The following is a 12616-nucleotide window of genomic DNA, read 5'->3' on the forward strand; positions in this document are numbered from 1 at the left end:
TTTTTATTTTGTATGCCCTTTCTTACAGAAGATTCCCTTATTTCAAAATGGTGTATCATATATTTTTGTTTAATGTGTGAAAAAACAATTGACAGAATACTCAATAAAGTTGTAAGATTATAAATGGAAAATAAATGAAGGGGGTGTGCGTAATGATTGTAATCGTAAATGTAAAGGGCTTAGCTCTGTTAAATGGCAGAAAACATTTATATCATTACGCAACCCGTGCGGATATATAGGGCATCTTTGTCTTATAAAAAGCGTACGTTGCGTATATCGTAACGTACGCTTTTTATGCATTTTTGTGCATATCGTCAAGCGACGGTATGCTTTTTTTTGTTTATTTTCCATGTTACTATATAAAATTTTGGAAGGTGGAAAAATGTGATGAGATTGTATGGGTTACGAAATGTAAATGTGATGGGTCTGGATAGCGGATAAAGAAATGAGATTGAAACGAGAACGAGAAGGGAGAGGTTACATTGTTATCAGTATTACTAAAGTTAAAATGGTTTTTTCAAGAGCATTGGAAGAGATATAGTATCGCCATTGGAGCTCTTTTAATTGTGAATATAGTTGAGGTTATTCCCCCGAAAGTGTTAGGGGTTACGATTGATAATATAAAAACAGGAACGTTAACGAAAGAAGCAATTATGCAGTCTATTCTTATTTTAATAGGGGTTACAATCGTTGGATATGGTCTTACTTTTGTGTGGCAACATCAATTGTTTGGCGGAGCATTCGTACTTGAGAAAACGATGCGTTCTAAGTTTATGGGGCATTTACTTAAGATGACGCCAACATTTTATCAAAAAAATCGTACTGGTGATTTAATGGCGAGAGCGACAAACGATTTAAAAGCAATCGCTATGACAGCTGGTTTCGGTATATTAACGCTCGTTGATTCTAGTTTATATATGCTTACGATTGTCTTTATGATGGGATTTACAATTAGTTGGGAGCTTACATTTGCGGCACTTATACCGCTTCCGATTATGGCGTATGCAATGAATATATATGGAAAGAAATTGCATGAAAGATTTACAGTTGCGCAAGATGCGTTCGGTGATATGAACGATAAAGTACTAGAGTCAATAGCTGGTGTGCGCGTGATTCGTGCATACGTACAAGAAAATGCAGATCAAGAAAGATTTCATCATTTAGGAGATGACGTCTACGAAAAAAATATGAAGGTAGCTAGAATTGATGCACTATTCCAACCAACTGTGAAAATGCTTGTTGGCCTTAGTTATTTAATTGGTTTAGTGTACGGCGCATATCTTGTATTTCAATCAAAGGTGACACTTGGCGAACTTGTTTCCTTTAACGTGTATTTAGGGATGATGATTTGGCCGATGTTTGCAATTGGCGAATTAATTAATGTTATGCAAAGAGGAAATGCTTCATTAGATCGTGTGAATGAAACGTTAGCGTATGAACCAGATGTGAAAAATCCCGAAAATCCAAAGCTTGTACAAGAGCCGGATTATATTCAGTTTGATGACGTTACCTTTTCATATCCTTCATCAACTGAAACAAATTTAAAGAAGGTTTCGTTTACATTAAAACAAGGGGAAACACTTGGGGTTGTTGGAAAAACAGGAAGCGGAAAAACGACACTCGTACGTCAGCTTCTTCGCCAATATCCGCTTGGAGATGGGGATATTGCAGTCTCTGATGTGACGTTAGATAAAATAACGAATGAAAATGTACTTGGATGGATTGGTTATGTACCGCAGGAGCATATTTTGTTCTCTAAAACAGCGAAGGAAAATATTTTGTTTGGGAACAGGGAAGCGACGGAAGAAGAGCTTGAGAAAGCAATTGAAATTGCGGCGTTTAAAAAGGATTTAGAGTTTTTACCAGAAGGGTTAGAAACGCTCGTTGGAGAGAAAGGTGTTTCTTTATCAGGAGGGCAAAAACAAAGGATCTCGATTGCGCGAGCTGTTATTCAAAATCCAGAAATTTTAATTTTGGATGATTCTTTATCAGCTGTTGATGCTCGTACAGAAGCAGCGATTATCGAAAATATAAGAACAGAAAGAAGCGGAAAAACGACGATTATTACGACGCACCGTTTATCAGCCGTACAGCATGCGGATTGGATTCTGGTTATGGATGAAGGTGAAGTAATAGAAGAGGGTACGCATGATCAGCTTATCAAAAGCGGAGGCTGGTATGCGGAGCAGTTTGAAAGACAACAAGGTGAAAGTGAAAGTGCAGATAGTGGGGTGAAAATATGAGCGTTTCAAAACGATTGTTTCAATATGCGATGAAAGTGAAAGGAACGATTTTTGCAGCGATGCTAATGTTATTTATTTTCGTCATAGCAGAGCTTGCTGGTCCTTTCGTCGCGAAAACGATGATTGACGATCATATCGTTGGAATAGAGAAACCTTGGTATGAAACAGAAAAGAGTGAAGAGGCTGTTTCGTATAATGGCACCTTTTATAAGCGAAGCGATCGCTTTGAAGAAGGGGAGAAAAAAGGAAAAGAAGTACGCGTGATGCAGGTCGGTTTTCAATATTATTTTGTACCGAATAAAGTGAATGTTGAAGGATCACGTACTGTAAAAGGTGATATGATTACCGTTCAAAATGGTAAGGCAGTGCAAGTGTATAAAGCGAAAGCATTAACGAAAGAAGAAGTATTTGCGTTTTATAAACCAGAAATAAACCGTTTATTATTACTTGGTGGTGGCTATTTTGCTTTATTAGTAGTCGTGTCATTGTTTGCATATGGAAAGCAGTTCTTCTTGCAGAAGGCAGCGAACAAAATTATTCAAATTATGAGGGAAGATGTGTTTTCTCATATTCAAACGTTGCCGATTCGTTATTTCGATCATTTACCAGCAGGGAAAATTGTGTCGCGTGTAACGAATGATACGGAAGCCATTCGTGATTTATATGTAACGGTGCTGGCAACATTCGTTTCTAGTATCATCTATATTATTGGGATATTCGCTGCGCTATTTTTACTCGATGTAAAGTTGGCAACGTTATGTTTACTCATCATCCCAATTTTAATTGTTTGGGCTATTTTATATAGAAAGTATGCGTCTGTATACAATCATAAAATGCGTTCACGTTTATCAGATATTAACGGAACAGTGAATGAATCCATTCAAGGGATGCCGATTATTCAAGCGTTCCGTCAAGAGCGTGAAACGAAAAAAGAGTTTGAAGAATTAAATGGCGATTATTTTAAGTATCAAAATAAAATTTTGAATTTAAATGCCGCAACTTCGCATAACTTAGTGTCTGTATTAAGAAATATCGCTTTCACAGGTGTGATTTGGTATTTTGGTGGTGCTTCATTAAGTGCTACAGGCGTCATTTCTCTAGGGATACTGTATGCGTTCGTTGATTATTTAACACGATTGTTCTCACCAATTACAAATATGGTAAATCAGCTTGCTAACTTAGAACAATCGCGTGTTGCATCAGAACGTGTTTTTGAATTGTTAGAGGAAAAAGGGGAAGCGGTAGAAGAGGAACGTATGCCTCGCTTACAAGGGAACGTGAAATTTGATAATGTGTCGTTTTCTTATAATGGAAAAGATGAAGTGTTAAAAAATATTTCTTTTGAAGCGAAACAAGGCGAGACAGTGGCACTTGTCGGTCATACTGGATCAGGAAAAAGTTCCATTATGAATGTACTCTTTCAGTTTTATGAGTTTGAAAAAGGAAAGCTTACAATTGACGGTCACGACGTAAAAGAGATGCCAAAACAAGCAACTCGTGAACATATGGGAATCGTATTGCAAGATCCGTTTTTATTTAGCGGGACAGTAGCATCTAATGTTAGCTTAGAGAATGAAAAAATTTCAAAAGAGCGTATTGTAAAAGCATTGCGTGACGTTGGTGCTGAAAGATTTGCGAACAATATAAATGAAGAAATTACAGAAAAGGGAAGCACACTTTCTACTGGAGAACGTCAGCTTATTTCTTTTGCTAGGGCACTTGCTTTTGATCCAGCCATTTTAATTTTAGATGAAGCGACATCTAGTATTGATACAGAGACAGAAGCGATGATTCAACAAGCACTAGAAGTTGTGAAAAAAGGAAGAACGACATTTATTATTGCTCACCGACTTTCAACAATTAAAAGTGCAGATCAAATTATTGTGCTTGATAGAGGGACCATTTTGGAAAAAGGTTCTCATGATGAACTAATGAAAAAGCGCGGGCGTTATTACGATATGTACAAAACGCAAATGGAAGGAAATCAGAGCGCTTAATATGCACGGGGGGAGAACTTGCGATTTTCGCAAGTTCTTTTTATATGGGCGAATAGATCGATTCTTCGATAAATCATAATGGTTAAATAAGAAGTATTGTTTTACCTTTTTCTCTATAAATGCTATATTAAAAAATGTTACTTATTTTTTGTATGTAGCATTATTTTTCCCTTTTGTTTGATTATGAAGAAAAAGGATAAACTAAATAAGAACATTTTCATTGAAAAATTGTTCAAGATTGCATACAATCAATATAGTTTTTAAATTCCTATCAGAATACTTGGAGGATTACCATCATGAAAAAATTATTTTCAGTACTTGCAGTAACTACATTAGCGATCGGGATTGTAGCGGGCTGCGGTAAAGAAGAGAAAAAAGATACAGCTAGTCAAGACGCGTTACAAAAGATTAAACAAAGCGGTGAACTTGTAATTGGTACAGAAGGTACATATCCACCATTTACATTCCACGATTCAAGCAATAAATTAACTGGATTCGATGTTGAATTAGCAGAAGAAGTTTCAAAACGTTTAGGAGTAAAGCCTGTATTTAAAGAAACACAATGGGATAGCTTACTTGCTGGTTTAGATGCAAAACGTTTTGATATGGTTGCGAATGAAGTTGGTATTCGTGAAGATCGTCAAAAGAAATATGACTTCTCTAGCCCATACGTTTCCTCTTCAGCGGTATTGGTTATTGCAAAAGATAAAGATAAACCTGCTACATTTGCTGATGTAAAAGGATTAAAAGCAGCACAATCTTTAACAAGTAACTATGCAGATATTGCTAAGAAAAATGGCGCGGAAATCACGAATGTAGAAGGCTTTAGCCAAGCGGCAGAATTATTAAACACTGGCCGTGTTGATTTCACAATTAATGATAAATTATCAGTGTTAAACTATTTAGAAACGAAAAAAGATGCAAAAATTAAAATTGTAGATACAGAAAAAGAAGCGTCACAAAGTGGATTCTTATTCCGTAAAGGTAGCGACAAGCTAGTACAAGAAGTAAACAAAGCGTTAGAAGATATGAAAAAAGACGGTACGTACGACAAAATAGCGAAAAAATGGTTCGGTGAAAATGTATCTAAGTAGTGCATTGGCTTCAGATCGATTGTCTACTTGGATAGATATTATGCAGTCTTCCTTCATGCCTATGCTGAAGGAAGCTGTTTTTACAACAATTCCATTAACGCTTATTACATTTATTATCGGGATTATACTTGCGACGTTAACGGCGCTTGCACGTATTTCAGGTAGTCGTATTTTACAATGGATTGCTCGTATCTATGTATCTATCATTCGCGGAACGCCACTTCTTGTACAATTATTTATTATTTTCTATGGTCTTCCAACTCTTAATATTGAAGTTGAGCCATATACAGCAGCAGTTATTGGATTTTCATTAAATGTCGGTGCATATGCATCTGAAATTATTCGTGCTTCGATTCTTTCCATTCCGAAAGGGCAGTGGGAAGCAGCTTATACAATTGGGATGACATACCCGCAAGCGTTAAAACGTGTTATTTTACCACAAGCAACGCGCGTATCAATCCCGCCGCTTTCAAATACATTTATTAGCTTAGTGAAAGATACTTCATTAGCATCGTTAATTTTAGTAACAGAAATGTTCCGAAAAGCGCAGGAAATTGCGGCAATGAACTACGAGTTTTTAATTGTTTATTTTGAAGCAGGTCTTATTTATTGGGTTATTTGTTTCTTACTATCAATCGTACAGCAGATGTTAGAGAAGCGTTCAGAACGCTACACGTTAAAATAATCCTTTTACAAAAGGAGTTTTTGTTTTTATGATTTCAATTCAGCACTTACAAAAAAGTTTCGGAGATAATACCGTACTAAAGCATATAGATTTAACAGTTGAGAAGGGCGAAGTTGTTGTTATTATTGGACCGTCTGGATCTGGAAAAACGACATTCTTACGCTGTCTCAATGTGCTAGAAACGCCGAACGCTGGTAGTATCAGCATCGGTAATAAAGAGCTCGATTTCTCTCAAAAAGTATCGAAGAAAGATATTGTAAACCTTCGTACACAAACAGGTATGGTATTCCAGCACCATAACTTATTCCCGCATTTAACAGCACTTCAAAATGTAATGGAAGGTCTCGTTACAGTGAAAAAGATGGGGAAAGAAGAAGCGAAGAAAAAAGCAAACTACTTCCTTGAAAAAGTTGGTCTTGCGGATAAAGTAGACTTATATCCGTTCCAATTATCAGGCGGACAACAACAGCGCGTTGGAATTGCTCGCGCGCTTGCGATGGAGCCGGAAGTGTTACTATTTGATGAACCGACGTCAGCACTTGATCCTGAACTCGTTCAAGAAGTTCTGAAAGTAATGAAAGAACTTGCTAAAGAAGGCATGACGATGGTTATTGTAACGCACGAAATGCGCTTTGCACATCAAATTGCGAACCGTGTTATTTTCATGGATGGCGGTGTCGTTGTCGAACAAGGTACACCAGAAGATGTATTTACAAATCCAAAAGAAGAACGCACGAAGAAGTTTTTACAAATGTTGCAGTAAATAAGGAAGGTCTCAAGGCATATGCCTTGAGACCTTTTTGCCATATATATTTATTTTTGGAATCCGCCAAGGCTTTGCTCAGCCATTGCAACTAGACGTTTTGTAATTTCTCCACCAACAGAACCGTTAGCACGAGCCGTAGAATCTGCTCCTAATTGTACACCAAATTCTTGAGCGATTTCGTACTTCATTTGGTCGATTGCAGCTGTTGCTCCTGGTACTACTAATTGATTTGAAGAATTTTGGTTTGCCATAGGAATATATCCTCCTTAGAGTTATAAAAATTTTTTTTGGTTGGACTAGCTGGAGTTGAACCAGATTATCGCCCCGTTGGCGCTAATCCATCGGTAATTAAGTTTGTACTCATAGTATGGATGTTACCTAGAAAGATATACAAAAAAATAATTTGTAAATTTTGTAAAAAAATCTTAGTGATTTCGTAAAGTATGAAATAAGAGTAATCGTTGTATTTTTTAGAAAGAAGGCTAAACTAAGAGCAATATGAAATATATTTTTCTTTTTGTATCCTGCTATTGTGAGGCAAATCATTAACTTCTTATTTTAAGTAAGAATAGGGCAAGCCGCTCCTATACGTAGCTAGATACAATTATATGGAGGAATCGTGATGGGAATTTGCCCGCTTTGCAACGCATTAGAATCACAAACATATTCTTGTCAAAATTGCCAAGGTATACTCCAAGATTATGGGAAGGCTGTAGATTACATAGACGATTATAGTGCGTATATGGACCAAGAATTATTAAGTGCAGTAGATGGATTAACAAATAATAATTCAAATGAATACTGCAATCATATTTTTTATTGCGGAGTATGTAATGTGGAAACAGAGGTTGTAGTAAAACTTGTATAAATAGAAAACTTCCACCTTATGAATGAGGTGGAAGTTTTTGTTTTCGTATTTGTGAGTGAATCATAGGGGACGGGATATGCTCGGTGCTTGAGGAAGACGCTGATTTTATTTGAGACATTTTTTCTTTTGCATCGCGCAAAGAATGCTCAGTTAAGTAGATGGCATATTCGTAAAATAATTGGCGCGTCAGTTCACTTTGTTCTTTTAACTTTTCATCTTGGAATACAGTTCGCCCAGGTTTAGAATTTGCTTCAAAGAGCCACGGGTTTTCCTGCGTGTCTAAACCGATATCAAAACCAATTTCTCCAATATTTCCGGTTACTTGTTCATCGAGCGCGTAACTAATTTGTAAGGCTGTATGTTTTAATTTATTTTCAATTTGAACTTGTTTTGTTGAATCTGGAAAAAGTTCTTGCAGTAATTTTGTATCACCACCGCTATTTACATGCGTTGTTAAGCTACCTTTGCCAGCAATTTTTGCGACGATTGCACTGACCATCCATTGCCCGAAATGATTTTTATTTGTATGAATGCGGAAATCAACAGGTTGCCCGTCGAAGCGAAGTAAGGAAATACCTTGTTGTACGATAAACTTTTTTAAATCATGTCCTTTTAACACATGGTTCAGAAGCGTTTCTAATGATTGGTACTTTCTTAGTTTATTTTCTTCATTTTCGCGATAACGACAGTAGTAGCAATTCTCTGTTTGAGAATAAAATAGTTGATGAATATTTCTACCGAAGCTACCATGAATCGGTTTCATGTAAATGGATTTATACGTTCCAAGAAATCGTTCAACTTGTTCGAAGTGCTGAAATGTTTCTGTGTTTGGTAATAACGGCACAATGGATTCATCTTTCATAAGAAGTTGATGCACTTCCCATTTATTAAAAAAACCTGGGTTAAACCATGGAATAGCATAGTCATGCTCTAATTTTCTTTTTGCCCTTACGATTGGTTTATAATTTTCGGCTTTCCGATTTGGTAATCGGTCATAAATGACATTCGGCAAAGGGACTTTTTTCTTTATCCACTGCTGCTCTTGAAAGAAATATCCCTCAATTGTTTCGTCTTCCCAGTCAATATGTTGCACACCAAAAACAAATACAAATGGTCGCAAAGTGAATGGCGGCGTTAGTAACTCGCCAAGAGAAGTTGAACGGTTTCCTAAAGGATTAGAAGAGTCATCGTTAAAACCAGTTGTAAAAATCCCGATTAATGGTCCGAAAATAATGGTTTCATTTTGAGTGAATGCATGGATAGTAGTGGAATGAGGAAGTAAAAGCCTTTCTGCAATTTGTTGTCCGATAATGATTTCACGAGTAAAGGAATAATGAATTTTTACATCTTCACTTGCAACATGGCGTACGCCGAAGGAAAGGGATGTAATAGGTGGTGTAATGGAAAAAATATAAGGTAAAGTAATACTATTTGGATGCTCATTAGAAATGTTTAATGTATATATGTGCTCTTTCAAAATGGGTTTACCCCCTTTCATTATGGTGTGAAGCGACTAAATTTTAGTGGTCCATGATATATTTTTTCGGCTAATGAATCACTATGACGAATGTAATGTTCGTACGGGGGAATCGTGTTGACATACATAAGCCAAATAGCCCCCTTTTGATCCATAATGGTGGAAAGCTCTAGCTCGAATAATGAAGAGTAAGATTGATCTAGTGTTTGAAACACTTCATTTATAATGTCTTGTAAAGCGTCTTGTAATAGTTGTACACCGGTACTAGATAGTACGTATTTAATTTTTGAAAATGAATGCAGCGAGGAATCATCCGTTGCCGAAAGTAAAAGTTGATTTGGAAATGAGCTTTTTTGTATAAATTGACCGATAACGTTCCACTCTCGTTCTTTATTTTTTTGCAAAATGGTTCGAATATGGAGTGGGTATGTTAATTGATTTGGTGATTGTAGCATGGTATGGGTGATGTAACGTACTGAACGTATATTAGATTTGTACCAAGATATAAATTCATCAGTCCGTTTAATTGGAGTAGAAGTATGATAGGCGTCATTTATTGTATCAATATGAAACGTTTTATTTTTATAAGCGACCCGGTACAGACTATCATTGGAATGTGTATGAGTAGGACGTATAATAATATCTTTTGTTTTTAATAACAGTTTGAAAACGTTTTGTATCGTTGCTATTTCAAATTTTGGTATATAAGGAGATAATTTTTTATTCGTGAGAAATACATCATGTAGTTCGCTTAAGTCAATGAGTGTGTTATTTAAAAAGGTAGTGGAAGGACGGTTGTGTAATGAGTGAATAATTGACTTTGCTTTTTCGAGGTCTGTTTCCTCGTTAAAAGAAGAACGATCGTATATATAAGAAGGAATAGGGAATATTTGTTCTTTCCATTTTCCTGTATCCGTATCATAAATCAGACCAGAAATAAGATCTGTTTTAGGATCAATACCAAATGGCGTAAACTGGGCAACGACATTATGATAAAGCCGAGCACGTTTAGCGATTTCGGTGTAATACGTTTGCTCATAATGAGGCCAGCAAGTTAAAATACCGAGAACCAACGAAATCACTCCTTTACTAACAAAATGTTGACATAATAGGAGAAGCTATATATTGCAAATACGTTTTTATACCATTATACTTTTGTCCGTATGATGATATGCTATAGTTTTGGAGAAGCGAAAGGTTGATTGTAATGAATATATGGTTAAGTATGTTAACGACGACAGGGCTCGGAGCAATTATTGGGGGATTCACAAATCATTTAGCGATAAAAATGTTATTTCGTCCTCATCGCCCTATTTATATTGGTAAGTTTCAAGTGCCATTTACACCAGGATTAATTCCGAAGCGCCGTGATGAGCTTGCTGTTCAATTAGGGAAAATGGTTGTAGAGCATTTGTTAACGCCAGAAGGAATCGGAAAGAAGTTAACAAATGAAGAGTTTCAAAAAGGTTTAATCCAATGGGCACAAGTAGAAGTGGATAAAGTAATTACGAATGAACAGTCGTTAAGACAAATGTTAGAAAAATGGAACGTAGCGCATGTAGAAAAAGAGGCAACCGGGAAAATCGAACATGTGATTACAGAAAAAATAGAGGCATTTTTAGCGGAGTACTATACATATACATGGGAACAAGCCTTACCTCATTCTGTTCATGAAAAAATAGAGAATGCGATCCCAAATGTCTCGGCGTTTATTTTAGAGCGAGGAATTAGTTTTTTTGAAAGTGAAGAAGGGAAAGCTCGTCTTTCCAAAATGATTGATGATTTCTTTGCTTCCAGGGGAACGCTGCTTAACTTAGTCGGAATGTTTTTAGGGAATGTAAGTGTAGTGGATCGTGTGCAGCCAGAAGTTATTAAGTTTTTAGGGCAAGATGGCACGAAACAACTTTTAACTGATGTACTGCAAAAAGAGTGGGAGAAGTTAAAAGGAAAAGATGTAAAAGAGTTAGAAACGTTTGTAGAAAAAGAAATGATTGTAAGCTCCATATTGTCAGCAGTTAAAGTTGAGGAAACAGTGAGTAAGTTTTTAAACCAATCTGTACAGCAAGTATGTGAGCCAGTTCGAGAAACAATTATTGAAAAGGTAGTCCCGAATGCAGTAACGAAAGGCTTGAAGTGGGGAACAGAAAATGTAGCGAGTATATTAAATAATCTTCACCTTGCGGAAATCGTCCAGCAAGAAGTATCCACATTTTCAACGGAGAGACTAGAAGATTTAGTTCTGTCCATTACAAAAAATGAACTAAAAATGATTACGTATTTAGGAGCATTATTAGGCGGAATGATCGGACTCGTGCAAGGATTGCTATTGTTGTTTCTTAGATAATAAGGTGAGTACATAGAAATAAAAGTGAAATTTCTTCACATCTCTTGCATAGTTTGATATGGTAAGAAGAGGTGCGTATGTAAATGCACGTAAAAGGCAGTGCGAGAGAAAAGCGCTAGCCTTCTAAAGGAGGAAAAATAAAATGACAAAAAACATTCATGATGTAGCATATGAATTACAAAAAGCAATCGCTGAAAACGATGATTTCAAAACGTTAAAAGAGAGCTACGCAGCAGTTCAAGCTGATGCAGCTTCAAAGAACTTATTCGATGAGTTCCGTACAATGCAACTTAGCCTACAACAAAAAATGATGCAAGGTCAAGAAATCACTGAAGAAGACAACCAACAAGCACAAGAAGTTGTAGTTCGCATTCAACAAGATGCTAAAATTACAAAGTTAATGGAAACTGAGCAACGCTTAAATACAGTTATCACTGACGTTAACAAAATTATCATGAAGCCACTTGAAGAATTATATAACGCGCAACAACAAGCGTAATGAGAGAAGACGCTCCTAGTATAGGGGCGTCTTTTTTGTTTGTTATTTGTGGAAATACTCAGTCTCAATATTCTTCTCCTTCAAAAACTTTTCAATTTCTTTTTGCTTCCTACCATTAACTTTCTCAAAGCGTTTTGTAAAAGAAAAATCAGTCTTGAACAAGTTACCATCTTCAGCGAGTTTGTCTAATTCTTGCTCTAGTTCTACTGAAAGTGCCGTAGACGCTGAAATGTAATCATGAATTTCCTTTGAAGGCTGTTTATAATCATTAGGGATCGTATTGTTATTAATAAAATTAAGGAAATTCGCATCGTTTTGTTGCGCTAAATCTACTAGTTGTTTTAATTTCTCCCGATCGGATTCCGTGACTTCTTCGTCAGACATGGTTGACGAAAGTGGAACGATGTTTTTGTCTAACTCTCCGCTATAATCTAAATAAGTTTTTATATTTTGTTCCATCTCGTCTTCATTAATAGTTTCATTCTTTTTTGAAGAAGTGAATATAGTTTCTGGAATTTTAACCGTAACATCTTTAATAGATTGTACATCGTTTTCTTTCTTATGTTGTACACTGTTTGAACAAGCTGATAGAAATAAAATTGTAAGTAACGTGAGTAGGTATAAAATATACTTTTTCATATTA

General features: G+C 36.1%; 12 protein-coding genes. 8 read left to right on the forward strand and 4 right to left on the reverse strand.

The window, feature by feature from the left end; translation table 11 throughout:
- Positions 1–482 precede the first annotated feature (482 nt).
- From ACQVV1_RS09930 to ACQVV1_RS09950, 5 genes are all read left to right on the forward strand, one after another.
- Positions 483–2243, forward strand: a complete 1761-nt coding sequence (locus ACQVV1_RS09930) for an ABC transporter ATP-binding protein (RefSeq protein WP_242255926.1) — start codon at positions 483–485, stop codon at positions 2241–2243.
- A complete protein-coding gene (locus ACQVV1_RS09935) occupies positions 2240–4240 on the forward strand; it encodes an ABC transporter ATP-binding protein (RefSeq protein ID WP_063223809.1) in 2001 nt (666 codons plus the stop codon). Before ACQVV1_RS09930 ends, ACQVV1_RS09935 begins: the two co-directional genes overlap by 4 nt.
- 296 nt (positions 4241–4536) lie before the next feature.
- Positions 4537–5334 carry an amino acid ABC transporter substrate-binding protein gene (locus ACQVV1_RS09940; protein ID WP_000732853.1) on the forward strand — a complete coding sequence of 266 codons (798 nt, stop codon included), beginning with the start codon at positions 4537–4539 and terminating at the stop codon, positions 5332–5334.
- Positions 5321–6019, forward strand: coding sequence for an amino acid ABC transporter permease (locus tag ACQVV1_RS09945; RefSeq protein ID WP_063223811.1), 699 nt, complete (start codon positions 5321–5323; stop codon positions 6017–6019). The genes ACQVV1_RS09940 and ACQVV1_RS09945 overlap by 14 nt, the downstream gene beginning before the upstream one ends.
- Before the next feature lie 28 nt (positions 6020–6047).
- The gene (locus ACQVV1_RS09950; RefSeq protein ID WP_063223813.1) at positions 6048–6782 is read left to right on the forward strand and encodes an amino acid ABC transporter ATP-binding protein; all 735 of its coding nucleotides are present in this window, start codon (positions 6048–6050) and stop codon (positions 6780–6782) included.
- 50 nt (positions 6783–6832) lie between these two features.
- Here the strand turns inward: ACQVV1_RS09950 and sasP are convergent, their stop codons facing one another.
- Positions 6833–7036: a small acid-soluble spore protein, SasP family gene (sasP, locus tag ACQVV1_RS09955; protein WP_000013339.1), complete on the reverse strand. Its 204-nt coding sequence runs from the start codon at positions 7034–7036 to the stop codon at positions 6833–6835.
- Between the two features lie 371 nt (positions 7037–7407).
- Between sasP and ACQVV1_RS09960 the strand changes: the two genes are divergently transcribed.
- Positions 7408–7653: a hypothetical protein gene (locus ACQVV1_RS09960; RefSeq protein WP_242255929.1), complete on the forward strand. Its 246-nt coding sequence runs from the start codon at positions 7408–7410 to the stop codon at positions 7651–7653.
- A gap of 16 nt (positions 7654–7669) precedes the next feature.
- Here ACQVV1_RS09960 and ACQVV1_RS09965 read toward each other — a convergent pair whose 3' ends face one another.
- Positions 7670–9130: a YheC/YheD family endospore coat-associated protein gene (locus tag ACQVV1_RS09965; protein WP_242255931.1), complete on the reverse strand. Its 1461-nt coding sequence runs from the start codon at positions 9128–9130 to the stop codon at positions 7670–7672.
- A 20-nt stretch (positions 9131–9150) separates the two neighbouring features.
- Positions 9151–10203, reverse strand: a complete 1053-nt coding sequence (locus ACQVV1_RS09970; RefSeq protein ID WP_242255933.1) for a YheC/YheD family protein — start codon at positions 10201–10203, stop codon at positions 9151–9153.
- A 134-nt stretch (positions 10204–10337) separates the two neighbouring features.
- Here ACQVV1_RS09970 and ACQVV1_RS09975 point away from each other — a divergent pair, with 134 nt between their 5' ends.
- Positions 10338–11474 carry a DUF445 domain-containing protein gene (locus ACQVV1_RS09975; protein WP_242255936.1) on the forward strand — a complete coding sequence of 379 codons (1137 nt, stop codon included), beginning with the start codon at positions 10338–10340 and terminating at the stop codon, positions 11472–11474.
- Positions 11475–11616: 142 nt separating this feature from the next.
- Complete coding sequence (locus tag ACQVV1_RS09980) at positions 11617–11973, forward strand: YlbF/YmcA family competence regulator (protein ID WP_060629704.1); 357 nt, start codon at positions 11617–11619, stop codon at positions 11971–11973.
- Positions 11974–12015: 42 nt separating this feature from the next.
- On the opposite strand, the gene ACQVV1_RS09985 is transcribed toward ACQVV1_RS09980, so the two are convergent.
- Positions 12016–12612 carry an NDxxF motif lipoprotein gene (locus ACQVV1_RS09985; RefSeq protein WP_309259762.1) on the reverse strand — a complete coding sequence of 199 codons (597 nt, stop codon included), beginning with the start codon at positions 12610–12612 and terminating at the stop codon, positions 12016–12018.
- Positions 12613–12616 lie beyond the last annotated feature (4 nt).

It is taken from the genome of Bacillus basilensis (assembly GCF_050630465.1).
GTDB lineage: Bacteria > Bacillota > Bacilli > Bacillales > Bacillaceae_G > Bacillus_A > Bacillus_A basilensis.